Annotated in this window: 21 protein-coding genes and 30 tRNA genes; 44 read left to right on the plus strand and 7 right to left on the minus strand. The window is 40.2% G+C overall.

The features are described from left to right. Positions 1–125: 125 nt before the first annotated feature. The 6 genes from ACE1CA_RS20525 to ACE1CA_RS20550 form a co-directional block, all read right to left on the minus strand. Entirely contained in the window at positions 126–371 is a 246-nt protein-coding gene (locus ACE1CA_RS20525) for a hypothetical protein (RefSeq protein ID WP_413280033.1), read from the minus strand. Further along, positions 368–1,093 carry an ion channel gene (locus ACE1CA_RS20530; RefSeq protein ID WP_413280032.1) on the minus strand — a complete coding sequence of 242 codons (726 nt, stop codon included), beginning with the start codon at positions 1,091–1,093 and terminating at the stop codon, positions 368–370. Before ACE1CA_RS20530 ends, ACE1CA_RS20525 begins: the two co-directional genes overlap by 4 nt. A gap of 166 nt (positions 1,094–1,259) precedes the next feature. After that, complete coding sequence (locus ACE1CA_RS20535) at positions 1,260–4,682, minus strand: efflux RND transporter permease subunit (RefSeq protein WP_413280031.1); 3,423 nt, start codon at positions 4,680–4,682, stop codon at positions 1,260–1,262. Between the two features lie 91 nt (positions 4,683–4,773). Further along, positions 4,774–6,306 carry an efflux RND transporter periplasmic adaptor subunit gene (locus ACE1CA_RS20540; protein ID WP_486517464.1) on the minus strand — a complete coding sequence of 511 codons (1,533 nt, stop codon included), beginning with the start codon at positions 6,304–6,306 and terminating at the stop codon, positions 4,774–4,776. A gap of 231 nt (positions 6,307–6,537) precedes the next feature. Further along, complete coding sequence (gene mgsA / locus ACE1CA_RS20545; RefSeq protein WP_413280029.1) at positions 6,538–7,809, minus strand: methylglyoxal synthase; 1,272 nt, start codon at positions 7,807–7,809, stop codon at positions 6,538–6,540. Positions 7,810–7,920: 111 nt separating this feature from the next. Next, on the minus strand, positions 7,921–8,430 hold the full coding sequence (locus ACE1CA_RS20550; protein ID WP_413280028.1) for a DUF1269 domain-containing protein: 510 nt from the start codon (positions 8,428–8,430) through the stop codon (positions 7,921–7,923). Positions 8,431–8,685: 255 nt separating this feature from the next. Here ACE1CA_RS20550 and ACE1CA_RS20555 point away from each other — a divergent pair, with 255 nt between their 5' ends. The 41 genes from ACE1CA_RS20555 to ACE1CA_RS20755 all read left to right on the plus strand — a co-directional run bounded on the left by ACE1CA_RS20555 (position 8,686) and on the right by ACE1CA_RS20755 (position 20,813). Continuing rightward, positions 8,686–10,461 (plus strand): alpha/beta hydrolase, encoded by a 1,776-nt coding sequence (locus ACE1CA_RS20555; protein WP_486517465.1) that lies wholly within the window; start codon positions 8,686–8,688, stop codon positions 10,459–10,461. A 60-nt stretch (positions 10,462–10,521) separates the two neighbouring features. After that, positions 10,522–10,779, plus strand: coding sequence for a hypothetical protein (locus ACE1CA_RS20560; RefSeq protein WP_413280026.1), 258 nt, complete (start codon positions 10,522–10,524; stop codon positions 10,777–10,779). A gap of 127 nt (positions 10,780–10,906) precedes the next feature. Beyond that, the gene (locus ACE1CA_RS20565; RefSeq protein ID WP_413280025.1) at positions 10,907–11,533 is read left to right on the plus strand and encodes a DUF3611 family protein; all 627 of its coding nucleotides are present in this window, start codon (positions 10,907–10,909) and stop codon (positions 11,531–11,533) included. Continuing rightward, positions 11,526–12,569 (plus strand): AI-2E family transporter, encoded by a 1,044-nt coding sequence (locus tag ACE1CA_RS20570; RefSeq protein ID WP_413280024.1) that lies wholly within the window; start codon positions 11,526–11,528, stop codon positions 12,567–12,569. Before ACE1CA_RS20565 ends, ACE1CA_RS20570 begins: the two co-directional genes overlap by 8 nt. Before the next feature lie 31 nt (positions 12,570–12,600). Next, positions 12,601–13,044, plus strand: coding sequence for a hypothetical protein (locus ACE1CA_RS20575; protein ID WP_413280023.1), 444 nt, complete (start codon positions 12,601–12,603; stop codon positions 13,042–13,044). 487 nt (positions 13,045–13,531) lie between these two features. Next, a tRNA-Asp gene (locus tag ACE1CA_RS20580) sits at positions 13,532–13,605 on the plus strand. A 7-nt stretch (positions 13,606–13,612) separates the two neighbouring features. Then, positions 13,613–13,690 (plus strand) — tRNA-Glu (locus ACE1CA_RS20585). Positions 13,691–13,693: 3 nt separating this feature from the next. Further along, positions 13,694–13,767 (plus strand) — tRNA-Cys (locus ACE1CA_RS20590). An 8-nt stretch (positions 13,768–13,775) separates the two neighbouring features. Continuing rightward, positions 13,776–13,851: transfer RNA gene (locus tag ACE1CA_RS20595), tRNA-Met, on the plus strand. A 3-nt stretch (positions 13,852–13,854) separates the two neighbouring features. Beyond that, a tRNA-Trp gene (locus ACE1CA_RS20600) sits at positions 13,855–13,926 on the plus strand. Positions 13,927–14,069: 143 nt separating this feature from the next. Then, positions 14,070–14,147, plus strand: a tRNA-Glu gene (locus ACE1CA_RS20605). 8 nt (positions 14,148–14,155) lie between these two features. Further along, positions 14,156–14,237, plus strand: a tRNA-Tyr gene (locus ACE1CA_RS20610). 1 nt (position 14,238) lies between these two features. Then, a tRNA-Met gene (locus tag ACE1CA_RS20615) sits at positions 14,239–14,313 on the plus strand. A 5-nt stretch (positions 14,314–14,318) separates the two neighbouring features. Next, positions 14,319–14,405 (plus strand) — tRNA-Ser (locus ACE1CA_RS20620). 4 nt (positions 14,406–14,409) lie between these two features. Next, positions 14,410–14,485: transfer RNA gene (locus tag ACE1CA_RS20625), tRNA-Arg, on the plus strand. A 3-nt stretch (positions 14,486–14,488) separates the two neighbouring features. Continuing rightward, positions 14,489–14,562 (plus strand) — tRNA-Phe (locus tag ACE1CA_RS20630). 7 nt (positions 14,563–14,569) lie between these two features. Then, positions 14,570–14,644, plus strand: a tRNA-Asn gene (locus tag ACE1CA_RS20635). Positions 14,645–14,653: 9 nt separating this feature from the next. Continuing rightward, positions 14,654–14,729: transfer RNA gene (locus tag ACE1CA_RS20640), tRNA-Gln, on the plus strand. A gap of 5 nt (positions 14,730–14,734) precedes the next feature. Beyond that, positions 14,735–14,808 (plus strand) — tRNA-Gln (locus ACE1CA_RS20645). Between the two features lie 6 nt (positions 14,809–14,814). Further along, positions 14,815–14,888 (plus strand) — tRNA-Leu (locus ACE1CA_RS20650). Between the two features lie 3 nt (positions 14,889–14,891). Continuing rightward, positions 14,892–14,965, plus strand: a tRNA-Pro gene (locus ACE1CA_RS20655). A 3-nt stretch (positions 14,966–14,968) separates the two neighbouring features. After that, a tRNA-Leu gene (locus ACE1CA_RS20660) sits at positions 14,969–15,042 on the plus strand. A gap of 21 nt (positions 15,043–15,063) precedes the next feature. Continuing rightward, positions 15,064–15,142 (plus strand) — tRNA-Leu (locus ACE1CA_RS20665). Positions 15,143–15,147: 5 nt separating this feature from the next. Further along, positions 15,148–15,219 (plus strand) — tRNA-Lys (locus ACE1CA_RS20670). A gap of 77 nt (positions 15,220–15,296) precedes the next feature. Continuing rightward, positions 15,297–15,599 carry an HNH endonuclease gene (locus ACE1CA_RS20675; RefSeq protein WP_073592141.1) on the plus strand — a complete coding sequence of 101 codons (303 nt, stop codon included), beginning with the start codon at positions 15,297–15,299 and terminating at the stop codon, positions 15,597–15,599. A gap of 58 nt (positions 15,600–15,657) precedes the next feature. Continuing rightward, positions 15,658–15,732, plus strand: a tRNA-Leu gene (locus ACE1CA_RS20680). Positions 15,733–15,743: 11 nt separating this feature from the next. Beyond that, positions 15,744–15,822, plus strand: a tRNA-Met gene (locus ACE1CA_RS20685). Positions 15,823–15,828: 6 nt separating this feature from the next. Beyond that, positions 15,829–15,900, plus strand: a tRNA-Thr gene (locus tag ACE1CA_RS20690). A 177-nt stretch (positions 15,901–16,077) separates the two neighbouring features. Then, complete coding sequence (locus ACE1CA_RS20695) at positions 16,078–16,707, plus strand: hypothetical protein (RefSeq protein WP_459563681.1); 630 nt, start codon at positions 16,078–16,080, stop codon at positions 16,705–16,707. A 290-nt stretch (positions 16,708–16,997) separates the two neighbouring features. Next, positions 16,998–17,177: a TIGR02452 family protein gene (locus ACE1CA_RS20700; protein ID WP_413280021.1), complete on the plus strand. Its 180-nt coding sequence runs from the start codon at positions 16,998–17,000 to the stop codon at positions 17,175–17,177. A 12-nt stretch (positions 17,178–17,189) separates the two neighbouring features. Next, a tRNA-Gly gene (locus ACE1CA_RS20705) sits at positions 17,190–17,260 on the plus strand. A 9-nt stretch (positions 17,261–17,269) separates the two neighbouring features. Continuing rightward, positions 17,270–17,341, plus strand: a tRNA-Gly gene (locus ACE1CA_RS20710). A 12-nt stretch (positions 17,342–17,353) separates the two neighbouring features. Beyond that, positions 17,354–17,427: transfer RNA gene (locus tag ACE1CA_RS20715), tRNA-Arg, on the plus strand. Positions 17,428–17,435: 8 nt separating this feature from the next. Then, positions 17,436–17,510, plus strand: a tRNA-Val gene (locus ACE1CA_RS20720). A gap of 10 nt (positions 17,511–17,520) precedes the next feature. Next, positions 17,521–17,593, plus strand: a tRNA-Arg gene (locus ACE1CA_RS20725). A 333-nt stretch (positions 17,594–17,926) separates the two neighbouring features. Next, positions 17,927–17,999, plus strand: a tRNA-Ala gene (locus tag ACE1CA_RS20730). An 85-nt stretch (positions 18,000–18,084) separates the two neighbouring features. Next, positions 18,085–18,167 (plus strand) — tRNA-OTHER (locus ACE1CA_RS20735). Between the two features lie 181 nt (positions 18,168–18,348). Continuing rightward, positions 18,349–19,041: a Uma2 family endonuclease gene (locus tag ACE1CA_RS20740; protein ID WP_413280020.1), complete on the plus strand. Its 693-nt coding sequence runs from the start codon at positions 18,349–18,351 to the stop codon at positions 19,039–19,041. 40 nt (positions 19,042–19,081) lie between these two features. Further along, entirely contained in the window at positions 19,082–19,255 is a 174-nt protein-coding gene (locus ACE1CA_RS20745; RefSeq protein ID WP_413280019.1) for a hypothetical protein, read from the plus strand. Between the two features lie 253 nt (positions 19,256–19,508). After that, on the plus strand, positions 19,509–20,309 hold the full coding sequence (locus ACE1CA_RS20750; RefSeq protein ID WP_413280018.1) for a Uma2 family endonuclease: 801 nt from the start codon (positions 19,509–19,511) through the stop codon (positions 20,307–20,309). A 153-nt stretch (positions 20,310–20,462) separates the two neighbouring features. After that, a complete protein-coding gene (locus ACE1CA_RS20755) occupies positions 20,463–20,813 on the plus strand; it encodes a hypothetical protein (protein WP_413280017.1) in 351 nt (116 codons plus the stop codon). An 82-nt stretch (positions 20,814–20,895) separates the two neighbouring features. Here the strand turns inward: ACE1CA_RS20755 and ACE1CA_RS20760 are convergent, their stop codons facing one another. Next, positions 20,896–21,717 carry an SDR family NAD(P)-dependent oxidoreductase gene (locus tag ACE1CA_RS20760; RefSeq protein ID WP_413280016.1) on the minus strand — a complete coding sequence of 274 codons (822 nt, stop codon included), beginning with the start codon at positions 21,715–21,717 and terminating at the stop codon, positions 20,896–20,898. A gap of 661 nt (positions 21,718–22,378) precedes the next feature. Between ACE1CA_RS20760 and ACE1CA_RS20765 the strand changes: the two genes are divergently transcribed. The 3 genes from ACE1CA_RS20765 to ACE1CA_RS20775 all read left to right on the plus strand — a co-directional run bounded on the left by ACE1CA_RS20765 (position 22,379) and on the right by ACE1CA_RS20775 (position 25,295). Next, positions 22,379–23,341, plus strand: a complete 963-nt coding sequence (locus ACE1CA_RS20765; RefSeq protein ID WP_413280015.1) for a bestrophin family protein — start codon at positions 22,379–22,381, stop codon at positions 23,339–23,341. 74 nt (positions 23,342–23,415) lie between these two features. Next, positions 23,416–25,050, plus strand: a complete 1,635-nt coding sequence (locus ACE1CA_RS20770) for a WD40 repeat domain-containing protein (protein ID WP_413280014.1) — start codon at positions 23,416–23,418, stop codon at positions 25,048–25,050. A 172-nt stretch (positions 25,051–25,222) separates the two neighbouring features. Next, a tRNA-Glu gene (locus ACE1CA_RS20775) sits at positions 25,223–25,295 on the plus strand. Positions 25,296–25,313: the final 18 nt, after the last annotated feature.

Below are 25,313 nucleotides of genomic sequence, written 5' to 3' on the forward strand. Positions count from 1 at the left end.
TTCGCTAAAGATTAAACCAGAAGAAGTGATTTATTTGTCGTTAGTTTTCGATTATTTTAATCTATGACTGGCAGGTGCGATCGTTTTTGTATTGCCAAACACTTTTATAATTCAATTATTTTCCCTTAATCTCCTGCTTCCTTGCCTTCTCTCTCTTCTTCATCTCGCTGTTTTTTCATCTGTCTAATTGACTCTTGACAACTACCAATAATTAATCCAGTCACGCCACCCACTACAGCATAATTTCGGTGGATATCTCGGTAGATTTGACTGTTAAATCTAGGGCGAGAAAGTCCACCTATAGCAAACCCGATCGTTGCCCCAATTAAGGCGGTTATTAAACTGGAAAAAACTATCAATTTAAAATTCATTTGTTTCTCTCCTGTGCTTTTATACTTTGTTGTTCAGATGATTCTCCCTTTTGACTACTGTAAATTCCCACCAATCTAGAAATATAGATCGCCGGATACATTATTCCTGCAACTGACTCTAAATTGGCGAAAATTCTCGCAATATTAACCACTGGAGTAATGTCACCATAACCGACAGTCGTTAAGGTTGTATAACTGAAATAAAGTAGATCTGCTTGACTATTAGAACTGACTATTCCTTTAAATGAATTAGAATTAACCAGATAAATTATTTCATAAATATTGTACCAAAATAACCCTAATAATAAATAAATGCACACTCCGCCTTTAATGGTGTCACTAGTTACATTATGAGCCAGAAAGATTTCTCGAATAATTAAAACTATTGATATAGCCATAAAAAACAAGAAAATCAAGTTACTAATTATAAAATTAATTACATTTTCGCTTTGATTCATTAAGTCTAATGAACCAATAATCTCAAAAATCAATGATATAGATGCTAGGATTAAATACCAACGAAATATTTTTTTACTCTGTTCTAATTCAGCAATTATTAAAATTAGTGTCCCTAAAAAAACTAGGAAAAACAGTACAGTAAGCACAAAGTTTACTATAGGGTTAGCTTGAATAAAAGGAAACACTAGTAAAGCTAATAGCTGAACAAACAGTAATCGATTATATTTGTCTTTTGCCCATTCTTGTGAGTTACTCTGCTGCATAATTCCCTGATTAAATGAATGGTATTCGATTTATTTAAAAGGATTTACACAGATCAGTTGGATAAGTATCTTTTCTTCTACCCTCTGCCTGTTCTCTGTTCCCTATTACCTGCTACTTAGTTGATGCTAAGTAGCAGGTAATTTTACCTTACCCACTACCTATTACTTACAGGGGATTATTGTCGCCTTGGAACTTTCTAGGTGTTTGTGGTTCCACATCTTCTGAACTTTCTGAAGATGTAGAAACAGGCTTTTCTTCAGTATTTTCTGGTTGAATTGTAGTATCACTTGCCGAAGTAGTTGAAGGCGGATAGTACATAGTTGGTGAGTTGCCATTACCTAAGACTACAGAACCTTGACTATTTGCATCCGAATTAGCAGCATTCTCAGGGATTTCTTCGGTTTCTTCACTTTTTTCTTCCTCTGCTTTTCTGCCTTTTAATTGTTTCTTCTTCCCAGCAAACACAAATTCTGCCACTTGCTTAATTACCACATACAAAACTGGTACTAAGAAGAAACTCATAATAGTTGCTACGAAGAACCCGCCAAAAACTGCCACTCCCAAAGACCAACGACTAGCAGCAGAAGCACCAGAAGCAATAACCAAAGGCCAAAAACCCACCAAAGTTGAACAAGCTGTCATCAAAATTGGGCGGAAACGTTCCTTCGCCGCATTTGCCGCTGCTTGGGGAATAGTCATGCCCAAACTTTCTCGTGATTGGTTGGCAAATTCTACGATCAAAATTGCGTTTTTCGACGCTAAACCAATCAACATTACTAACGCAATTTGGCAATAAAGATCGTTTACCAAATCTCTAGGATCGATGGAAATAAATAGCATTGCCCCGAATACTGCCATCGGTACTGTTAGCAAAATAATCAAAGGATCGATGTAATTTTCGTATTGTGCTGCTAATACTAAAAAGACAATAACTAGACCCAATGCCATAATTAAAGCAGTTTGACCGCCTGACTGAATTTCCTCACGGGTAAGACCAGACCATTCGTAACCTAAATTAGAAAATCCTGCCGATCGAAATACTTGATCCATCGCTTGAATCGCTTGTCCAGAAGATTTACCTGGGGCGGGATTTCCTTGGATTTTAATAGCCCGAAATAGGTTAAATTGCGAAATTACTGAAGGCCCAACGATCGATTTTATGGTCGCTACATCTTTGAGTTGAACTAGTTGATTCGTGCGCGATCGCAAATATATTTGTTCTAAATCTTCCGGTCTACTACGGAACTGTTGGTCTCCTTGCACTATCACCCGATAATTCCGTTGCCCCATACTAAAATCATTCACGTAACGACCACCGATATAAGTACCTAACGTGGTCATTGCTTGAGCAAAATCGACATTTAGACTAGCTAATCTATCCCGGTCAATATCAATTTCTAATTGCGGAGTATTAGCAGTGAATAGCGTGAAAACTCTACTTAAATCCGGGTTTTGGTTTGCTTTAGCAATAATTTCATTAGCACTTTTCAGGAATTGCTCGAAATTTAATTGCCCGCCCGATCGATCTTGCAACTGAAACTCAAAACCACCCGTAGCACCAAATCCTGGTACCGCAGGTAAGTTAAATGCCTGAATTATTGCTTGTTGATTCTGAGCAAATTTCCGATTCAATTTCCCCAAAATTGCTTGCACGCTTTGGCTTTTTTTGGTTCTTTTTGCCCAATTTGTTAATTTAACGAAAAAAGTGCCTCTACTGGGTCCACTACCATCCAAACCAAAACCACTCACAATTAACGACCCTTCTACTTCCGGCACTTCTTTAAGGTCTTGGTAAACGGTATTTGCTACTCTATTGGTGTAATTTAAAGCCACACCTTCCGGTGATTGAATAATCCCTAAAAACAACCCTTGGTCTTCTTCAGGAATAAACCCGTTAGGCACTGCCATATACAGCAGAACCGTACCTACTAACAAGCCAATAAATACACCAAAGACAACTACTTTTAGCTTAATTAAAAGTTTGACAACTTTGGCATAACCCGCCATTATTTTCTCAAATACGCGGTTAAATTGCCGGAAAAACCAAGCTAATGGCCCTCTACCTTCTCCTTGTTTAGGTCGCAGCAATATCGCCGCCATACTCGGAGAAAAACTCAAAGCATTAAAGGTAGAAACGAGAATTGAAAAGATAATAACTAAGGCAAATTGTTTATACATAATCCCTGTTGCACCAGGGAAAAATGTCACTGGTAAAAATACAGCGATCAATACTAATGAAGTAGAAATGACCGCACCAGCTAACTCATTCATTGATTGTAAAGCAGCTTGACGAGGACTCATTCCCTGTTCCATTTTCCCCGCAACTGCTTCTACCACCACAATCCCATCATCTACCACCAAACCTGTTGCCAAAATTAAAGCAAACATAGTTAGGGTGTTTAAGGAAAAACCAAAGGCTAAAGTAAACCCCATTGTGCCTAACAAAGACACAGGAATTGCTATTGCCGGAATAACTGTAGTGCGCCAATCTTGTAAGAAAATGAAAATGATTAAAATTACTAACAAAATCGCTTCAATTAGAGTTTGAAATACTTCTCTTAAAGAAGTTTCAATAAACTCGGTGATGTCATAAACCACATAAGATTTTAATCCGGGGGGAAAAGATTTTTCTAACCCTGCCAGCGTTTCTTTGATTTTTGCGGCTACATCTACGGCGTTACTTCCTGGTAATTGATAGATCGCAATCCCTACTCCAGGTTGACCATTTACTAATGCTTGGAGGTCATAATTTTCTGCACCTAATTCTACTCGACCAACGTCTCTTAGTCTGATTAAATTGCCATTTGATTCGACTCTCAAAACTAAGTTGGAAAATTCAGCTTCATTGCGGAATCTTCCCTGCACTCTTACCGGGAAACTGAATGCTTGATCTTCAGGTGCAGGTTGACTACCAATTCTCCCCGCACCAACTTGTATATTTTGAGATTGTAGAGCGGAAATTACATCATTAGGGGTTAATCCTCTAGCTGCCATTCTATTAGGATCGAGCCAAATTCTCATCGAATATTGACGTTGACCTAAAATCGTCAAATCCCCTACACCTGGCACTCTTCGCAGAGTATCTGTAACGTACAAATCTAAGTAATTGCTGATAAAAGTATCGTCATATTTGTTGTTTTCGGCGTTGAAACCATAAACTAACAAAATACTAGTTGAGGCTGTTCTTACTGCTACCCCATTTTGTCTGACTACATCTGGTAATTGAGGTTGAGCGAGAGCAACTTGATTTTGAACGTTTACTTGGTTAATGTTGCGATCGGTATCGACACCAAAGAAAGCTTGAATCGAACTTGCGCCAGAGTTGGTACTTTGAGAAGTAATGTATTGTAAACCTTCTGTACCGTTAATTTGTCTTTCCAGTGTGGTAGTTACGGTATCTGCTACTGTTTGAGCATCAGCACCAGTGTAGGTACTGTTGGCTTGTACTTGAATCGGCGCAATATCAGGTAAGTTATTGATCGGTAATAAAGGAATACAAATTGTTCCGATCAGTACAATCAGAATTGTACAAACTGTAGTCAGTACTGGGCGTTTAATAAAGTTGTCTGAAATTGAGAATACAGCCATGTTTTTTAATTAGTTTTGAGTTTTGAGTTTTGAGTTTTGAGTTAAAACTCTGTTTAGCTGTTAGGGATTAATTTCCGAAATCCGATCGCACTTAAGGTTCGGGACTAATTGGTACACCATTTCTTAATCTGAGAATATTGCTCACAGCAATACTTTGCCCTGCTTGTAAACCTTCTTTGACTTGAAAATTACTGCCTTGAACTGGCCCTAATTGCACTGGGGTTTGATTGACGATCTTTTGTGCTTTTCCTTCTTTATCTTTACTTTCCTCTGCCACAAATACGAAAGGTTGATTGCCAATTCTAGTCACTGATTGAGTAGGAATTATAATTCCTGTACTTTCACTCCAAACAATTCTTGCTGTCACTGTTAACTGATCTCTGAGATAATCTTTAACGTTAGGAAATACAGCTTTAGTCAGGATTGTTTGACCAGCTTGATCGATTTGCGGTGAAATAAAACTAATGCTTCCTGTAACGGCAGGTTTGTTATTTTGCGGATTAATAATTTGTACTGGCAAACCCAATTTTAGTTGCGGGGTGCGTTGCACAGAAACGGGAATTTGCAGTTCAAAAGCGTCGTTTTGAATAATACTTGTAACTTGCTGTCCAGTATTGACGAAATCTCCCACTCTAACTGGAATAGTTCCGACTACACCATTAATGGGGGCGACGACTTTGTTGTAGCCCAGGGCTGTGTTTGCTGCTTTGACATTGGCTTCGGCTTGCGATACGCCTGCTTGGGCTTGGGATACGGTAGCTTGGGCGGCTTTGATTTGGGCTTGGGCTTGCGATACGGTAGCTTCGGCAGATCTGATGCTGGCTTGGGCTTGAGTAACGCCAGATTGGGCGGCTGTGACGTTGGCTTGGGCGCTGCTTAAGGCTTTTTGGGCGGCTACTAGTTGTTGTTGGGCAACGCTGACGGCGGCTCTGGCATTATTTAGTTGGGCGGTTCTTTGGTCTAATTCTTGTCTGGGTAATGCGCCTTGTTTGACTAGGGACTGGGCGCGATCGAAATTTACCTGCGCTAACTGCAACTCGCCTTCTCTAGCTTTAATCTGGGCTCGCGCCGCTTCTACTTGTGCTTGTTGACGGGCTACATCTGCTTGGGCGGAAGTAACTCTGGCTTGAGCAGTTGCCAAGTTGCTTTGTTGTGCTTTGACTTGGGCTTGGGCGTTGGCTAAGGTGCTTTGTTGCCCTGTCACTTGGGCTTGGGCGTTGGCTAAGTTGCTTTTTTGGGCTTGCACTTGCGCCTGCGCCGCTTGCACGTCTGCTTGACTCCTTTCGGGACTCAATAACATTATTTGTTCCCCAGTTTTCACGCTTTGTCCTTGGGTAACATTTATCTGTTGAATGCGACCGCTGGTTTGGGGTGCTAATGAGACTCTTTTTACTGCTTGCAGTTGCCCTTGGTATTGGGTTGTGTCTTCCACCTTGGTAGGTTCTATTTTTAGCAATTTGACAGGAATTGCAGGTGGTGGAGCTTCTGCTGAGGCGGTGGTTTGTTTCTTGCCACTACAAGCTGTACTTGTCAAGGAAACTAGTAAGACTGCACCGATCAATTGCATTGGGAATGATATATTAACTTTTTTCCTATTGGTAGTTGTAATATGAAGTTTTGTCATGTTTATTTTTGATTAGATTTGTAACTAAGCCTGATTAACAGGATCGAATTATACAAGTTATTTGGTTGAGATATATAATTTTTAAGAATTTATCAGATTTATCGTTGTCTCTAATACAATAAGGCTGAAGTACAACTCTTGTAGAGGGTTGCACTTCGTTGGGAATAATTGGCGATCGCTTCAGTATAAAGGATCAAGATCAGAATTTTATCCGATCTTGCGATTTGGGCGTTAAGGTTTGGGAGCCAAAACTGTTAACCCACCAGGAATACACTCAACTTCTATGGGTGTTGTACCAACAATTTCTCCATCTACTACTACTTTTTGCGGGGGATTTGTCGATAATCTCAGCCACCTAGTCCTTCCATGAACGACGTTTTTATGTTCAAATTCAGTTCTAGTAATTGCTGCACCAAACATTCTTAACATGGCGGAAACTGCGTCTAATTTATTTTCCGGCGTGGCAATGGTGACATCTAGCAATCCATCATCAAATATTACTTGTCCTGCACCTTGAGCTAATACGGAAGTTGGCGGTGCAGCATTGGCAATTGTGATTGCTGTTGCTTGGAAATTGTAATTTTTTCCGTCTTCGGTTTCAATTTCTGTATCAAACAAACCGGATTCATCAAGTAATTGCCAACCTGCCATTAAGTATGCCATTGCACCCCAACGATCTTTTAATTCTCGACTTGCTCTTTCTACGGTTGCGGCTTCGTAACCTATACCTGCTAATAAAATCATTGGTAAACCATTACATCTAGCAGCATCTACTGTGCGAGTGTTGTTGGCTAAGATGATTTGACAGGCATTTCTAATTGGTAATAATCTAGGAATTCCTAAAGAAACGGCAAAAGCATTCGCGGTTCCTCTGGGAATAATTCCTAATGGAATGCCACTACCAATTAAGGCTCCGGCAACAGCGGAAACTGTGCCATCTCCACCAGAGGCTATTATTATATCGGCATTGGTGGCGATCGCGTCTGTAGCCAATGTAGCCGGATCGACTCCTAATTCGGTAAAGTGAATGTGTAAATTTAAATGTGGTTCTAATAATTCTCGAATTAAATTTAACTCTTGTTCGGCGTTACCTTGCCCGGATATGGGATTATAGATTAAGTGGGCGACTAAGGTTTTGGCTAGGGATGATGCGATCGCCTCTGCGGTTGCTAAATTAGTAGCTATGGCAACATTATGTACCTGACAAATTTGTAAAATTGTCTGCACATTCGGTTCATAAGGTTGGACATAAAAAGATTCAACTAGAAATATTACAGCAACAATATTCCCTGTAACTACTTCAGCGGCAATTTGCACATCTCCGCCCATACTACCAGCAGCCAATTTTTCTACAATTAACCCAGTTTCTGAGGCAATCCGTTCTCCAGTATTAGCTGTCGCAATTAATCTATAACGCCCCAACAAAGGTGCGTGTTTTCTAGCAAAGTTAACTATATCATCTTTCTTCGCATCGTGAGCAATTAAAGCAATTGTCGCAGGCATAATAATAATTATTTTAGGGTAAACAGATCCCCAACTTCTTCAAGAAGTCGGGGATCTAGCTGTATATTATACTGAGATTTTTGCCAATCCGAAACTCTTTCTTAATTTGGCTTAGGAAACAGTAGCGGGAGTAGTACCAGTACCACTCAAAGCATCTTGCAATTTCTTTTCTGCATCATTAGACAGAGAAGTTCGCAATACTTTGGCATGATATTTCTGTAGTTCTGGTAATACCTTTTCGGGTGTGGCTTTTCTGACTAAAACAAACAGCGCCGAAGTGCCAGGTTGCATTGATTGTGCTAATTCTTTCATAAATTGGTCATTCACACCAATATCAGATAAAGCACCACCAATTGCACCGGAAGCAGCACCCACAGCAGCACCCAAAATAGGCATTAGAAAAAGAGTACCAATTAACAACCCCCAAAAGCTACCACTAATTGCTCCTGTAGCTGTTAAGTCTACTGCTTGCTTCAACTTAACTTTGCCTTCTTTGTTCTTAACTACTACTGCGGCATCTTCTAAATCAACTAAATGCTCTGCTTGCATTTTAGCTAGGGTAAGACGCGCTTCTTCAGCTTTATATTCGTCATCAAAACCAAGTACAATTAACTCACTCATGATGCTCAAAAAACTCCTTGAGATTTGGTCTAGGCAAAAAGCGATTTTAGTTAGTAACCCAACTAAACATCAGCTTTTTTGTTGGGGAATTTTGTTACGGATTTTTGCGAAAACAAGGATGGAAAATATAATTTTTGTTTCCGGCTTAATTTCAGGAGCTATTTTTCTTAAGTTTGAATGAACTTGATAGCTCTGGATTGCTCATATTGTGCAATAGTATTGTAATCCACTGTATTCTTTTATCCTATGTTGCTAATGACAGCATCTTCCTTGAGAAATAAAGAACCCCAGTTTATGAAGCGAGTCGCCAGTTCATCAGTACGCAAGCAAAAATTCCTCAGCTTTTTCTATGTCAGTTGTATTTTAACTTTAAGTATGGTATTTTCAGGGGTAAAACCGAAACCAGTACTAGGTGCAGAAACAATTCTGATATCTTATGGCCCATTAGAGTTTTCTTTACCAGTAAGTTCTTTAGAAAATTTTGCTAAAACTGGCGAAGTCGATCGAGATTTAAGTTTTTATGCTCGGTTTATCAGAGAAGATGGTTTAGCTAGGTTGCGGGAATTCTTGCAGAGACGTTTAGATGTTAGTCCGGTAGTAGTATCCCAATTAACTTATGCACCAATTGGAGAAGAAGTACTAGAAAGATTAGGAACTGTTATTCGATCGGGAAGAACATTAAATGGGTTCTATGCACTAAGAGCAGCTTTAATTTTAGCAGCTGCCGACCCAGAAGGAATGACGATGATTAATATTATGCGAAAGTTTCCCACATCAGAAATCCGCATAAGTGCCAATCAATTATTACAATTACAAAATCAATTTATCACACTTTTTAATTATCAAAAAGCCGCCGTGAATGCTGTTTCTCAGGTAGGAGAAAAAGAAGCAGCAGCAACTCCTAAAATTCCCTTACCTGGAGATTTCCAAAAACCGGGAAGATTTCGTTTTTCCCAACGTACTTTACAGTTAACTCGGAATATTCAATCTTCAGGAAGAAGTAATTCTCCCCATAGTTTTCGCGTTGAATTGTACATCCCGGAAGGTTTGTCTCAACCTGCGCCAGTGGTGGTAATTTCTCATGGTTTAGGTTCCGATCCCAAAGCATTTTCTTATTTGGGAGAACATTTAGCTTCTCATGGTTTTGTGGCTGTTTTACCTCAACATATTGGTAGCGATGCTACTAGAAGACAAGCTTTACTTTTAGGAATAACTAGAAGTAGTGTCGATCGCAGAGAATTTGTCGATCGACCATTAGATGTTAAGTATACTCTTGATGAATTAGAACGATTATCCCGATCGGAATTAGCCGGAAAAATTAATCTGCAACAAATTGGGGTAATTGGACATTCTTTTGGCGGTTATACTGCTTTAGCACTGGTAGGAGCAAAATTTAATCAAGCCCGCATCGCCCAAGAATGTAATGATAGACAAATCACCCTGAATGCTTCTTATTTTTTACAATGTTTGGCGGTAGATTTGCCTCCGTTAACTGAGAATTTGAGCGATCCGAGAATTAAAGCGGCGATCGCACTTAATCCTTTAACTAGTATAGTTTTTGGCCCAGAAGGTATGAGTAAAATTCAAGCTCCCACTATGATTTTAGGTGGAAGTGCTGATATTATTGCTTCAGTAGTTGAAGAACAAATTCAACCTTTTATTTGGATGCAAAATTCCGACAAATATCTCACAGTAATTATTCCCAGCGGACACGCTGCTGCCGATCGATTTGATGGCACAGATCAAGCACCACAACCAAATACTTTAGGATTTTTATTAGCTGGGCAAGATCCTAAGTTAGCCAGAGATTATATTAAAGGGTTAAGCTTAGTCTTTATGCAAGCTTATCTCAACGATCGCTCAGAATATAAAGGTTTTCTAAATGCAGCTTTTGCTCAATCTATTAGTCGGAAACCGCTGCAATTAGACTTAATTCGTTCTTTAACTCCTGAAGAATTAGAACAATCTTTTGGAGGTAGACCACCACTACCAATTATTCCTAAACCTATCACTGTCAATAATAGCAGATGATAATTTGTTCGCTAAATTGCTGTTTGAAAAATCCACTTTCACTATAATTAGGAGGAAAAAATGGAAATCGATCGCCCTAATGTTCAAGAACCAACTACCGAAGAGTTACAAAAACTAGAAAGACTCAAAGGTATCATTGAAAGAGCAATCGCAGATGGCAAAATTACTTCTGATGAGTATCAAAAAATTAAATTAGAAATTTATGCTCACGGAAAAACTTCCGCTGCCCAATTTAGTCGAGAAATAGAACTGTACAGAAGTTTAGTTGAAGAAAAGCTAGAAAAAGGAGAATTAGAGTACGAAGCACCAGGAATGTAGTCTAGTAGGGTGCGTTAATAACGCACCGCTATTCTCCCTTGATTAAATATCATTGCGACATGGTAGAATCTGCCAGGTGAACAAGTTAGAATTCTCTCCTAACTTCTAGGGCATAGAGTAATCAAAAATGGTAAACTTACTTCAATCAAACTCTCCTCCTCCAAGTGTGGGACGCATTGCTAAAGAAATGCGAGTAATTGGCTGGGCTGGTTTTTGGTTACAATTGTTTTTTGGTTTTATTCCCGTTGGTTTTGCAATATTTTTTCTGTTTCTTCCCAGAAATCCTAATAAATTAGGTAGTTCTGGAAGCGTAGCCTTCTTTTTTGGTTATGCTTCGCTAATTGCTTTAATCTTCACTCTTTATTGGTGTTTTCGTTATACCAGAATTGGGCAAAAATTAACAAATCCTGAAATTCGTCCCTCTAGAGCAGAAGTAATTCGTACATTATCAATTGGGTTAATTGTAAATTTAGCGGGAATGATTTTTGCGGTAATTGTTGCCCTCTACCAAGTCAATGGTTTGTTGGCTAAGTTACTATCATTACCTCAAGGATCGTCTACATTATTGACACCTACTCAAGGTACAGCTGTGTTGGCGAGAGTGCCAATTACACCTTTACAAATGATGGGATTGCAAGCGGTAATTTGTGCGATCGCCGCCCAAATTATCGGCTTAATTGTCGCCCTCTGGCTACTACATCGAGTCAATCAACGCCCAGGTACTGAAATTAAGGAAAACTACTACGATGAATGAATCACCTAACAATAGTATTTGGCAACAACTCAGCAATTCATCGCGAGTTCGTGCTTTACTAATGTTTTTGCTCCTGTTTGTTTGTGGTTGGGCTTTTATACAATTAATTACTTTTTTTAGTACGCTGATTTTTGTATTTACTACAGCGTCAATTGCCGCAGCTTTACTTAATTATCCAGTCAACTGGCTATCTCGGTTAATTCCCCGAAAAATAGCAGTATTAATAGTTTTTCTCGCTAGTTTAGTGCTGATTACAACTTTTATTGTCACTATCGGGTTAGAAATTTTAAATCAGGGACAAGGATTAGTAGGAAAAATCAAAGACTTTATTGATACTGCCGAACCGACAATTCCACCATTAAAAAATTTGAGATTAGAAGAAAACTTCGATCGAATTTTGCAAACTCTCCAGTCAGGTTTAGTTACAGGCTTAGGTTTTGTGCAATCTTTATTTTCCAATTTTCTATTATTTATCATTATTGCTGTCATCTGTTTATATATGTTGTTTGATGGCAGCAAAATTTGGCAGGGAGTTTTAAAATTAGTACCTTTGGATGTGCGCGATCGCTTCGCTTACAAAACCCAAAAAAGTTTCTTAGGCTTCTTTCGCGCCCAACTAACCTTAATGGCATTTCTCACCATTGCCAGTTTAATTATCTTCAACATCTTAGGAACCAGATATTCCTTAATTTTGTCCATAGTTATCGGAATTATGGATGCAATACCCGGAATCGGCGCAACTTTGGGAGTGCTTATAGTAACCACATTAGTCCTATCTTCCCAAGGCTTGTGGATGGCAGTAAAAGTTTTAGTAGCTTGTATTGTATTACAACAAATTCAAGATAACTTTGTCTCTCCCAAAATCATGAAAGATTCCCTGGATTTACATCCAGTATTGTTATTTTTTGCCATATTTGTGGGCGAAAGAGTCGCCGGAGTCTTGGGTATTTTTATCTCAATCCCGATCGCAGCCATGATTGCAACTTGGACCGATGAAGAAGATTTTATAGAACCAGAGTTAGAAAAAGAAAAGTAGTATAAAGGCTCTATATTTGTATCTTCAGCTTATGAATGAACCACATAGATTATCGAAGTTATCGGATCAAATTTTGCAAATGATGTTGCAAGAATATGCAGAAAGATTACGCCAAAGTAATTCTCTAATATGGGTTGCAAGTTCAGCATTTCTACCTGTAAGTTTGGCAGGTATAGCAATTTATGAAATTACAGGTCGGGAATGGACAGTAACCTTAGTTGGTCTTGCAAGTATTATCCTTATATGGCTTTGGTATTTAATATCTACGAGATTTCGAGCTTTCATAAATCACGATAGAGCTATTTATCAAGAGATAGAATCAGAGCTTTTGATTAGGGAAAAGGCAACATTTAAAAATTTTGACGACTTGTATCCAGTAGGAACCAATTTATCTCTAAAAATTCTCAGAACACTTCTACCTGTATCTGTAACGGTTTTTTGGGCTATTTCAATAAGCACAGCCTGGTTGTTGTGAGTTTTGTCAGGGAATTGATACCAAATCTGGGTTTAATTTTATGATTTAGTCCGCGTAGGCGGACTTTGTTTGTGTAGAAGCGTTTTCAAACGCAGATTCCGATCGCTCGCTAAATCCAAAAAAATCCCCGCCCTGTTGCAGAGCGGGAAGCAGAGGAACGATTGCATAACCCTTTACCTTATATATATGTCTGAGTCATAGTCACTTATGCAGTATTGAAGCAAAAGCGATCGCAAATCCCCAGCCCTGAATTGTAGTACCCAATTCAGGGCTATTTCATTTTGTATTTTTTGTAGTATACACCGAACTCCTTGTCATTCTTGCTTTGTAGCCCTCAAGCAAAAAAAAGAAAAAAATTTTTCCCCAAACCCTTGACACTTTGTAGTACGTTTTGTAGTATATAAATATAGCGGAAAGGGAAAGCGACAAAAGCCTGACCCCAAGCGCGATCGAACCTTGAAAACTAAATAAGAAAGCCCAATTTTTTGAGGCTGTAACTCAGTGGTCAAGAGTGCTTGTCTGTCTAACAAGAAGTCGCGGGTTCAAATCCCGTCAGCCTCGCTCAAATAGTCCCGTAGGCGAATTGGTTTAAGCCGTCACCCCCTCAAGGTGAAGATTGCGAGTTCAAACCTCGTCGGGACTACCAAATGACTGAGTACCCAAGTGGTCGAAGGGGAGAGTCTGCAAAACTCTTAAGCGTGAGTTCAAATCTCACCTCAGTCTTTGGACATCGCAGCGTAGCTTAACCAGCAAAGCCCCAAGCTCATAACTTGGTTGATACGGGTGCAAATCCCGTCGCTGTTACCATAAGCAGGGATGGTGTAATTGGCAACATCACAGTCTCCAAAACTGTTGTTCTAGGTTCAAGTCCTAGTCTCTGCGTTCTACTGCGTGACCTCACAAAGAAAGCTTACATACTGGTCATCTGATGAAAATCAGAGTTGGTTCAAATCCGACAACCTCCGCCAAAAATGGAGGTTGAAAAACTGTAGCTTTTTAAACTTGCACGGAGTAGAAATTTCCCTAGTGCTGTACGCAAATGGCTTAAGCGGCTTGACTTTCAATCAGGTGATTTGCGGGTTCAAATCCCGTCAGCACTACCAAAAAACCTGGGTTGGCTCTCCTAATTGGTAGGGTAGCTGTCTGTAAAACAGTAGCTTAAAGCATTGCAGGTTCGATTCCTGCCCAGCCCATTGCGGGATAGAGTAGTGGTCACTCACGAGTCTCATAAGCTCGTTTACGAAGGTTCGATTCCTTCTCCCGCGTCCAATCATGGAGAGGTGGCCGAGTGGCTTAAGGCACTTTCCTGCTAAGAAAGAGCGGTGTAACAGCCGCCGAGGGTTCAAATCCCTCCTTCTCCGCCTTGAGAGCGTGGTGTAACTGGATAACATCTCAGCCTACGAACCTGAAGAATTTGGGGGTTCAAATCCCTCCGCTCTCGTTTCCCCCGGTAGCTCAGTCGGTAGTAGCGCTTGTCTGAAGAACAAGAGGTCGTCAGTTCGATACTGACCTGGGGGACTGGCATTGCCTCATAGCTCAATGGCAGAGCAAGCGGCTGTTAACCGCGCGGTTGTAGGTTCAAGTCCTACTGAGGCAGCCATTTATTTATTGCCGGGTGGACGAAAGGCAAAGTCGCATCGCTCTGAACGATGAGATTGCAGGTTCGAGACCTGCTCCGGCATCCACTTATTGGGAAGTACGCAAACAGGTAAAGCGACTTGATTTTGGATCAAGTGTTTGAGGGTTCGATTCCTTCCTTCCCAGTTTTATGCTCCTGTAGCCCAATCGGAAGAGGCAGCAAGCTTAAACCTTGCGCGTTGCTGGTTCAAATCCAGTCAGGAGTATTACGGGGTGTAGCGCAGCTTGGTAGCGCGTCTGCTTTGGGAGCAGAATGTCGTAGGTTCAAATCCTGCCACCCCGATCTGCCCCTGTGACGTAATTGGAAACCGTCGCAAGCTCAAACCTTGTGTTTTGCTGGTTCGACTCCAGTCAGGGGTACTTGGCTAATAGCCAATTTATGCTCTCGTGGCGCAATTTGGCAGACGCACTAGGCCGAGATCCTAGTTTTTTACAGGTTCAAGTCCTGTCGGGAGTACCAAATTTGGGTGTTTGGCAGAACGGTTATGCACCTGACTTTTAATCAGGTTGACACAGGTTCAACTCCTGTAGCACCCATGAAATTTTGGCATAATCTTAGAAGGAGAAAGTAGAAATGTTTGAAGATCGATCGCACTTCCCAATCCAACCCAAGGATGAATTCCAAAGTTTTGCCCAAAGAAACATTACCCTGTGAACTCTGCGAACGAGCGATGGATAAATTAACCGTCCATCACTTAATTCCCCGACAAAGCACCAAACGCAAGAAGTTAGATCCCGGCCCAACAATTGATATTTGTTCAGCTTGTCATCGCCAGATTCATGTATTGTTTGATAATAAGTATTTGGCTCAAGAATTAAACAGCAAAGAAAAGCTGAAAAGCGATCGCCAAATGCAGAAATTCCTCGCTTGGGTGAGGAAACAAGACCCTGGTAAACGGGTAAAGGTCGATCGCTAAACTTACAAAATATGGCAGGCAAGATGCCTGCCCCACAAGAGTTTTTTAATTAATTTATGCCCTTGTAGCCCAACCGGAAAGAGGCGCTTCGCTTAGAACGAAGAGGTTGCTGGTTCGACTCCAGTCAGGGGTATTTGGTGACATTGCAGGGATGGAGCAATGGTAAGGCTCGGCAGTCTCATAATCTGCACATCAGCAAGTTCAAATCTTGCCCCTGCCACCAATTTATGCAGGTGTGGTGTCAATGGCAACACAGCAGTCTTGTAAACTGCATTTGCGAGTTCGAGTCTCGCCATCTGCTTGTTAAAGGGTGTTTTAAAATTTGCCCTGCGACTAAAGTCGCGGGCTATACAAACAAAACCTGCCTCCGCAGGTTACGAGTCCGCGTAGGCGGACTTGGTTTGTATAGTCGCGGTTTTAACCGCCATATCCTCTTAATAAAAACGGTCGATCTCTAAATTTTAAGGAGTAGAAAACTATGGTAATGATGACGGTTACGGATGCTTTGGCAGAGTTAACTTTGTTGGAAAAACGCATTGATTCTGCCAGATTAGGTTTAGATAATAATGCTTTAATTACAGTTTTGGAAGTTGGCAAAGTTCCAACAGGTTTTCGATCGAGAGATGAGTATCAGGTAAAAGCTAGAGCAGGTTTACAAAGAGTTGACGATTTGATTTCTCGCAGACGTACTATTAAAAGAGCGATCGTACTTTCTAATGCTTCCACAACCGTCACCATTGCAGGTCAAGAAATGACTGTGGCAGAGGCGATCGAAATGAAAAGTTTTATCGCTTACTATGAGTCAGTTCTGAACACAATGCAATCAGCTTTTACTCGCGCCCGTCGAGATTACGACTTAGCGCAAGCGAAAGTTAAAGAGCGACTTGATAAACTGGCAATGGAAGTTTTGGGTAAGAATGCTGCTTCCGAGAAGTATCAATCTTTGGCTGATAGCTTCCTAGCAAGAGAAGGTGTTGAACTGCTAGATCCGACAAATTTGGCTGAAGAGATTGCTAGACGACAAACATTTATTGAGGAGTTTAAATCAACTTGCGATCGAGTTTTGTCCATTAGCAATGCTCGCACAACGATCGAAATTCCAGATTAAAATAGAGAGAATTGCTGGTTACTTGAAAATCTCTAAATTTATGGTTTTGAGATGGATCTACATTGGCAGGTAGAAAACCATCTCCTACTTTAGTCAAAGCTTAAAGTTTAAAGCTTAAAGATTAAAGTTTAAACCTTAAACCTTAGCCAATCAAAACTCAAACCCTAAAGGTTAAAGTTCGATAAAATCCAGGGTATTGGTTGTAGGTTCCATAAAACCTTGAGGTTTCCACCTGGCTGAGTGGTCAGCATTCTTACTTCTCTTTTAGAATATATGATGAAGCAAAAATTATGGATCGAATAGCGATCGCCCAAGACACTCTCAAAATCTTAGAAGATGGTTATTACCAATCTCCTGAAAGCAACCGAATTGATATTGCGCGAGAATTTCAGTTCTCGACACTAGAGGAGAGAGAAAGATTTTTACCGAATTTTCTCATCGTTTTGGGTAAAACAAATCTGATTAATTGAGGTTTTAAATATGCGGATATGGTGTAGTGAAAGCATTTAAGCCTTCCAAGCTTCAGGCACGAGTTTGAACCTCGTTATCCGCTTGAAAAAACGCGGGTGTGATGTAGCGGCAAGCATCTGAGTGCGCCACACTCAACGCATGGGTTCGAGTCCCATCACTCGCTTGAGAACTTTCTGAGAGTATAGCTCAATTGGACAGAGTTTCAGGTTTCGACCCTGACGGTTGTAGGTTCGAGTCCTACTACTCTCGCTGTTCTCAGTCCTGTAGCTCAATGGCAGAGCATTTGCCTTACAAGCAAGTGGTCGTAGGTTCGATTCCTACCAGGACTACCAAATTTATCAAGGGAATGTCGCCTAAAGGATGGGGCATCGATCTTCTAAATCGATTGGTGTAGGTTCAAGTCCTACCATTCCCGTTGAGTGTTTTGATAACTTAAAGGAGGTGTGTTAAATTCAGTTGTTGATATTTTTCTGGGAAATGGCGAGCATTTCGCATCGCATCCAATGGCGTACCCCAACGTCTAAGAGCCTACATACTTTAGTACGAGAGGAAAAGTAACGCTGCTCAAAAATGCAGTGGGCGTTTGAGAACGGGGAGTGCGAAGAACCCGATAGGTGGGCTTGAAGGTAGCCATCCTTTAAAGAGTGTGTAATAACTCATCGGCGGAGTTCCTCTAGTAACTGAGAAAACGCAAATGCTCTAGCAACTTGTACGCTTTTTATCTGATGCGATTTGCACATTGCAAAATGGGTCTGTAGTTCCAATGGGAGAACGCTTCTCTTGCACAGAAGAGGTTGTGGGTTCGACCCCCACCAGATCCACTGTGTCTGAAGCCAAAGTGGTCGCGGCGCTGATTTGTGGCATCAGTAATAGGGGATTCGAGTTCCCCCAGACACCCCAATTTAGGGAAGATGCCGCTGAATGGACGGCAACTGCTCTTGAAAAGCAGGGCAGGATAACACCTGGGGGTTCGATTCCTCCATCTTCCTTTACCCACCGGAGGCGGAAATAGTGACGCGCACAGCCGATAACTGTGTCTTAGAAGGGGCAGTACCTTCCCGGTGGATTTCCCTGTGTTATGTTCCATCTAAACATTAAGTTAAAGTGTTAGCTGTTGATAGTTCAAGCTAAACTAAGAGAAAGCATTTTTTGTGTGGAGGTGCGATCGCTATGTCTCTTGCCAAAGATATCGATTCATTGGAAAATGTAGCAGAAGAGATTGTCGTTCCACCTACAGATTTATGGAGTGAAGAACCACCCCTGGAAAGCGATCGCCACAGAGAACAAATGGACTTGTTGATTAACTGCCTTAACTGGTGGTGGCGCGATCGTACCGACTTTTATGTTAGTGGCAATCTAACAATTTATTACAGTCCAGAGCAAATAAAAACACAAGATTTTCGTGGGCCAGATTTTTTTGTGGTGTTGGGAACTGAACGCCGCCCCCGCAAAAGTTGGGTAGTTTGGGGAGAAAATGGCAGATATCCGAATTTGATAGTTGAGCTTCTTTCACAAAGTACCGCAGCGATCGATCGAGGTTTGAAGAAACAGATTTATCAAGATATTTTTCGCACACCAGACTATTTTCTATTCGATCCAGAAACTTTAGAGTTAGCTGGATTTCATTTGCTGGATGGTCAATATCAAGAGTTAATTGCTAATGAAAAAGGCTGGTTGTGGAGTCAACAATTAGAGCTATATTTAGGAATTTACCAAGGAAAGTTGCGGTTTTTTACTAATGATGAACAATTGGTTTTAACAGAAGGAGAAGATGAACGGCGACAAAAAGAGTTAGCAGAACAAAAAGCAGACAGATTGGCGGCGAAGTTGCGAGAATTGGGTGTCGATCCTGATGATTTGTAGTAATATTTTGAATATAAACTAGCCAAGAGGAAATTTTATTATGTATAATTCGTTTGATGAACAGATTAGACAGCGTATAAAAGAAATGGATGAAATGGACAAAAATATTAAGTCAGTTCCTGAACAAGTTCGGGATTCATTGCACGAGGCGATAGAATTATTGAAACTTCAAGTACAAAATATAGAAAAAAATCTAGGTGGAAATCTGACTTAATTAGAGATTTTATATATAAGACAGAGAAAAATAATAAAAAAGTACAAAATTCGTCAAATTGGAAAGCGGGTGATTGGTTAATACATCCAACATTTGGAAAGGGTGAAGTAACTTTCGTTATTGGATCGGGGGATAAAATGTTCTTGGCAATCACATTTGCTATAGGCCAAAAAATCATTGATCCCAAAAGAATTAAACTCAAAAAATTAGATATTTAAGCAACTAAATTAGACGTTAGCAAATGAGTATTCCCATGTTTCCATTCAAATATCCTGTTGTACAAAACGACCCGCCTCTTTCTCCCAGAGAAACTTTGCCGACAATGTATGATTTACCCAGCGAAAACCCAGAGGAACCAGGTTTGCCTGATGAATTTCATGATTTGCAACCCCAGCTTTTGAGTTTTACTTTTCGTCCCCGCCAGTTTTTTCCCGAACAATTGTTTTGCGGAAGTGACATGAATCTCTATTACGATGTCCGTCATCAAAACTGGTATAAACGACCAGATTGGTTTGGAGTTGTAGGAGTTCCGAGACTTTATGATGGGGGAGATTTACGCCTGAGTTATGTAATTTGGCAAGAGGGAATTAGTCCTTTTGTAGTAGTCGAATTGCTGTCTCCTGGTACGGAAAAAGAAGATTTGGGAGAGACAAGTAGTAGTGTTAATCAACCTCCTACTAAGTGGGAAGTTTATGAACGAATTTTGCGCGTTCCTTATTATGTGGTGTTCGATCGCTACACTGATACATTAAGAGTATTTAGTTTAGTTTCTGGTCGTTATCAAGAGTTAAATTTAACAGAATCAAAAGTTTGGATGCCTCCCTTGGAATTGGGTTTAGGATTGTGGCAAGGTGAATATCAAGGAATTAATCGTTTGTGGTTGCGTTGGTATGATGAACAGGGAAATTTGATTTTGACGGATGCAGAACGGGAAAAGCAGCGTGCAGAAGCAGCGGAAAAATGCGCCGCAGAAGCTCAACAAAGAGCAGAAGCAGCGGAACGTCGAGCGGAAATTTTAGCTCAACGTTTGCGAGAGTTGGGAATTGAAATGTAGGATTTGAGGGAGTACGATCGCCTCTAACAACCTTACTTTTACCTATATTCCGCAAGTTATATGTAAATTTACTTAATCCATTTGACACAAACCCTTGGTAGGAGGCATTATCTTGACAAAATGTGGCAACTTATTTAGTAAAGGGACTTAGGAATGCCAATATTTATGTATTACCCAGAGGAATCAGAACCAAGAAAGAACGAGAAAACTACTGATATCCGAGTTGCGGCTACTACCAGAATTTGGTCTTTTGCTACGGGAATGTTTGCTTTTTGGATGATTTTTTCACCTGCAAAAAGTAATATTACTGTACCAGTTATACTTGCTTCTAGCGCAGCAGCAGGGACAGCCTTTGTTTGGATTTCCGAGCAAGAATCGTCAGAATCTTTAGAAGAAGAGCAAGTAGAAGAAATTGAAAGACGGCTGAAGAAGTTAGAAACAATTGCTGCTTCTGAAGATTTTGAAATGTGGTTAACTACTAAATACATAGCATCAAAAAATTAAAAGTTTGTTTTGTGATAATAAAAACCAGTTAAAATTTTCGCGATCGCCTTTCTCTAAGAAAAGCGATCGCTAATTTACTTAATTAACCAGAGATTCTTACCTCTCGCAATCGTCGGTATCGTTTCGGTTTATTTTCAGGTAAAGGTGCAGCCATCAGTAAAACTCTATCTAACAGCCAAGGGGCTATTTTTTGGCACAAAACTGCTAAATGACTTTGCCATCCAATTAAAATTTCTGACCGTTCTTTTTGCAATCCAACTATTAGCGATCGAGCAACTTTTTGGGTAGTTGTTGGCTGTACCCATTTAAACCATTGCAATTCCTTTACCATGTCGGTATCTGTTAAAGAAGGTAGCAAAGCTACAACTCGAATATTGTAAGGTGCTAACTCGCCTCGCAAAGCTTGAGTAAATCCTAAAATGGCAAACTTGGTAGCTGAATAAGTTGCCATTGTGGGTGCAGCAATTTTACCCATTAAGCTAGAAACATTGACAATTGTTCCTTCTTTTTGCGCCGCCATCCGTCGCGCAACTATCCGCGTCATGGCATACATTCCTATCAAATTAATCGCGATTTCTTGCTGAACATTTGGCAAAGGAGATTTTAAGAAAGGTGATTGATGCGCGACTCCAGCGCAGTTAATTAAAAGATGAATTGGGCCATAATCTCGCCAAGCTTGAGCTATGACAATATTGACTTTTACTAACTGCAACAAATCCAAAGGTAGGGTAAAAACTTCTACCCCTAAAAGCTCAATTTCTGTTGCAACTTCTGCTAAACGTTGGCGATCTCTGGCTACTAATAACAAGCGTTTTATTCCATTTTCCGCTAATTCCAGAGCGATCGCACGACCAATTCCACGAGAAGCTCCAGTAACTAGAGCTGTCTTTCCTTGAATGTTCATAAAAACCTCCAGAGTAGGAGTCTCACAATACTTTTGTTTACCGAGTTGAGAAATTTTACTAACAGGATCTCGGTAAGTAATGAGACAAAATTCACTCGTATTTGACGTTAGGAACTCAAGACATTTCTCAAAAACATTGCAGGGAACCTCTTTTCCGTAAATTTAATCTGAAATCTGTCTTAGAGTTGGAAACAGAGAAGTTTAAAGTTGATAAAAACTACCCAAAGTAACCGAGTCAAGTACCAAAATTATGAGTCATAGATATAGTTCAACTAACAACAAAGATGTCTCTCCTCCGCCTAGTGAAACAGTAAACGTGGAGCCGTCAGAAAAACATCTTCAGGCAATTCTGGAATCACTCACAATGTAGAGCATGGGTAGTACATCTCCTAAAGTACGAGTATCTGCCAAATCCGGGCATAAGCACACCTTAGCAACTAAATCAAGAAATTGCAATATTTTTTTATGAAAATTCTGTGACGTTTATGTGACAAAAATGAGAAACAAATAATTCGGGAGTGTAAACCTTTACGCCATAAGGAATTCCAGTCCCTAGTCGTAGGGGCGATTCATGAATCGCCCGTATCCCAGTCCCTAAAATCAGAGAGTCAGAGTATTATCATTTGTAGAAAGTTCAAAATAGTTTGTCGATCGAAATCGGATGTCAAAAGACAAATTACAATGGTACAAATCAGCCGTACAGTTGCGAGGTTCCGTTCTTCCGGCTGTTTTACCCCGTGCCATATTTTGTGGTGTAGTAGGTGTAATAGTTTCGGCAATGCACTATTACGGATTAGCTGTATCTTTACCTTTTTTGGGTAGTTTTATTCCCAATATTGTCTTAGGTTTACTGTTAGTTTTTCGGACTAATACAGCTTATGAAAGATTTTGGGAGGGACGCAAAATCTGGGGAGTAATTACTAATACTACTCGTAATTTAGCTCGGCAAATTTGGGTTGCTGTTGAAGAAAAAGAACCACAGGACAGAAATGGAAAAATCGCTGCATTAAGGTTATTGGTTGCTTTTGCGATCGCCACTAAATTACACTTACGTTCTGAACCCATAAATCAACAATTAGATGGATTAGTAAACCCAGAGCAGTGCCGTAAACTTAAAGGAATGAATAATCCTCCCTTAGAAGTTGCTTTTTGGATTTCCGATTATTTACAATACCAGTACGAGCGTAATTGTTTAAATACCTATCAATTAATAGCATTGCAAACATTAATTAATGAATTAGTAGATTGTTTAGGAGGTTGCGAACGCATTTTGAAAACACCTATCCCCTTAGCTTATGCTATACATTTAAAGCAACTTTTACTAATTTATTGCCTATCATTGCCCTGGCAAATGGTTGCTAATTTTGGTTGGTTTACAGGATTGGTGGTAATAATAATTAGCTTTACCTTATTAGGAATTGAAGAAATTGGATTAGAAATTGAAAATCCTTTTGGTTATGATGCCAACGATTTACCATTAGATACAATTTGTGCCAATATGCGTCGCAACATCGAAGATTTAATTAGTTTAGCTCCTAGTGTCAGAAATTTACCAAATACTAAAAGTTTTTCTTCCCAAACTATGACAGGTAGAAGCTTAGGAGATGCTGCTAACTTACAGTAGAAAAAATGGACTGGACAACACCGCTACAGTTTCTTCAAAATGACTTTATTCTTCGCCTAAAAAAGCAAAAAACTATGGCGCATTCCCTGCTGGAAACAAAACTTCGTGGTTGTCATAGTGAAATTGTTACTATTAGCGAAGAACAGCTTGCTGAAATCAAAGAGTTTTGCCAGCATCAAGCTGAAAGATTAGCGAAAATTCCGCCTGAAATCTCAAATAGTTATGACTTTTGGCAGCAAGAAGTTTATGAATATTTAATGCGGGAACATTTGGTTGATGCGAGTCTTAACTACTGCTTGGGAAATCAAATTAAAAAACTGGAAATTGACTCCATTGCCAGTATAGAATTAGATGCGGAAGGAAATTTAAGTAACGAAAGTAAATTTACGTATATCTTAACTGATGTACCTAGAGTAAAAATTCAGGTTCATGTTTGCGATCGCCAAAGTTTTACCAGCCTCAAAAAAGATAAAGTTCGCTGGTGTGTCACCACAGATGACCTGAAAAATCACCAAATTTTATTATTTATGTGTTTACTGGGCTTGCCCGACAGTCCCATAACTGGAGAAATTTCAGCTATTTTCACAGGTTTTATTCCCACTAATCAAATTACCTTTACTGGGCCAAAAACATACCTAAAATTAACCGATCTACTCTACCTTGGAGGAATAGGTTGTTATTTGGCATCTTTTCTACAAGCAAATACACTTAATACAGAGCTAGTCTTCATTGCAGAAGAGCGGCAAAACTTATCTTTTACTCATTCTTTATCTCAAGAAATAGAGGGTTGGAAATCTGCTTACACTCTGACAGGACACCATAACGGAATTAATAGTTTAGCTATCAATTCAACCGGGCAAATTTTAGCTAGTGGCAGTCGCGGAGAAATTCGTATTTGGGATTTGACAACTGGACAATTAATCAGCACTCTTTCAGAATATCCTTGGGTTAAAAGTTGGGAAATAGATGAAATTAACGCTATAGTATTTAGTCCCGACGATCGGACTTTGTTTAGCGGTGGCACAGACACAAATTTAAAAATTTGGCATCCCGGTGCTCAAGATTTAATTGATATTTTGGAACAACATAACGGTATAGTGCGCTGTTTAAGTTTTAGTGCCAACGGACAAATTTTGGCTAGTGGTGGAGACGATCGCAAAATCCATTTATGGAACCGTCGCCAGCGAGAAGCATCAGGGATTATTTCTTGGGGCGATGGCGTTCCTCATTCCCTTACCTTTAGTCAAGATGGACTTTTTCTTGCCAGTGGTAGTTACCGGAAAATTAAAATTTGGTATTTGCAAGATGAAACCGGATCGGAATCTCCTGCTGCTAAATTACTACAAACTTTAACAGCCCATTCTCACATTGTCACCGGATTAATTTTTTGCCCAGATAATCAAACTTTAATTAGCAGCAGTCGCGATGGCACGATCAAATTTTGGCACTGGAAAACTGGGAAACTAATTCACACTATTAAAGAGGATACTGGTGCGATTTATGCGATCGCCCTCCATCCCCACGAAGAAATCATCGCCAGCGGCAGCGAAGACAATACCCTCCGCCTCTGGCATCTCACTTCGGGAAAACTCCTGAGCATCTTCACAAGTCACACCCTCCCCGTAAATGCCGTCGCCTTCACCCCCGACGGAAAAACCCTCGTTAGCGCCAGCCAAGACAAAACCATCAAAGTCTGGCAACGCAGTTGAAAGGCAGGGGAGCAGGGGAGCAGGGGAGCAGGGGAGAGGAGAAGAAATAAATTTTCTTGTTGTCCCCTTGTCCCCCTTGCTCTGTCTCAGCAAAAAAAGATCATAAAAAAATGAAATAAGGGGTTGACAGCCTTGGGAATAATGGATATTATTATAAAGGTGTGGATGACACGCCCCCATCGTCTAGAGGCCTAGGACACATCCCTTTCACGGATGCGACGGGGATTCGAATTCCCCTGGGGGTATCCCAAAGAAATACAGAA

Source organism: Floridaenema evergladense BLCC-F167 (genome assembly GCF_041929205.2).
Taxonomy (GTDB): domain Bacteria; phylum Cyanobacteriota; class Cyanobacteriia; order Cyanobacteriales; family Aerosakkonemataceae; genus Floridanema; species Floridanema evergladense.

Coding starts and splice junctions, on each gene's coding strand:
- ACE1CA_RS20570 (WP_413280024.1), top strand. CDS start 11,526: ATGAATGAATCACCTAACAATAGTATTTGGCAACAACTCAGCAATTCA.
- ACE1CA_RS20765 (WP_413280015.1), top strand. CDS start 22,379: ATGTCAAAAGACAAATTACAATGGTACAAATCAGCCGTACAGTTGCGA.
- ACE1CA_RS20535 (WP_413280031.1), bottom strand. CDS start 4,682: ATGGCTGTATTCTCAATTTCAGACAACTTTATTAAACGCCCAGTACTG.
- ACE1CA_RS20565 (WP_413280025.1), top strand. CDS start 10,907: ATGGTAAACTTACTTCAATCAAACTCTCCTCCTCCAAGTGTGGGACGC.
- ACE1CA_RS20700 (WP_413280021.1), top strand. CDS start 16,998: ATGGATCGAATAGCGATCGCCCAAGACACTCTCAAAATCTTAGAAGAT.
- ACE1CA_RS20745 (WP_413280019.1), top strand. CDS start 19,082: ATGTATAATTCGTTTGATGAACAGATTAGACAGCGTATAAAAGAAATG.
- ACE1CA_RS20555 (WP_486517465.1), top strand. CDS start 8,686: ATGACAGCATCTTCCTTGAGAAATAAAGAACCCCAGTTTATGAAGCGA.
- ACE1CA_RS20540 (WP_486517464.1), bottom strand. CDS start 6,306: ATGACAAAACTTCATATTACAACTACCAATAGGAAAAAAGTTAATATA.
- ACE1CA_RS20750 (WP_413280018.1), top strand. CDS start 19,509: ATGTTTCCATTCAAATATCCTGTTGTACAAAACGACCCGCCTCTTTCT.
- ACE1CA_RS20755 (WP_413280017.1), top strand. CDS start 20,463: ATGCCAATATTTATGTATTACCCAGAGGAATCAGAACCAAGAAAGAAC.
- ACE1CA_RS20760 (WP_413280016.1), bottom strand. CDS start 21,717: ATGAACATTCAAGGAAAGACAGCTCTAGTTACTGGAGCTTCTCGTGGA.
- ACE1CA_RS20560 (WP_413280026.1), top strand. CDS start 10,522: ATGGAAATCGATCGCCCTAATGTTCAAGAACCAACTACCGAAGAGTTA.
- ACE1CA_RS20530 (WP_413280032.1), bottom strand. CDS start 1,093: ATGCAGCAGAGTAACTCACAAGAATGGGCAAAAGACAAATATAATCGA.
- ACE1CA_RS20740 (WP_413280020.1), top strand. CDS start 18,349: ATGTCTCTTGCCAAAGATATCGATTCATTGGAAAATGTAGCAGAAGAG.
- ACE1CA_RS20695 (WP_459563681.1), top strand. CDS start 16,078: ATGGTAATGATGACGGTTACGGATGCTTTGGCAGAGTTAACTTTGTTG.
- ACE1CA_RS20770 (WP_413280014.1), top strand. CDS start 23,416: ATGGCGCATTCCCTGCTGGAAACAAAACTTCGTGGTTGTCATAGTGAA.
- ACE1CA_RS20575 (WP_413280023.1), top strand. CDS start 12,601: ATGAATGAACCACATAGATTATCGAAGTTATCGGATCAAATTTTGCAA.
- mgsA (WP_413280029.1), bottom strand. CDS start 7,809: ATGCCTGCGACAATTGCTTTAATTGCTCACGATGCGAAGAAAGATGAT.
- ACE1CA_RS20550 (WP_413280028.1), bottom strand. CDS start 8,430: ATGAGTGAGTTAATTGTACTTGGTTTTGATGACGAATATAAAGCTGAA.
- ACE1CA_RS20675 (WP_073592141.1), top strand. CDS start 15,297: ATGAATTCCAAAGTTTTGCCCAAAGAAACATTACCCTGTGAACTCTGC.
- ACE1CA_RS20525 (WP_413280033.1), bottom strand. CDS start 371: ATGAATTTTAAATTGATAGTTTTTTCCAGTTTAATAACCGCCTTAATT.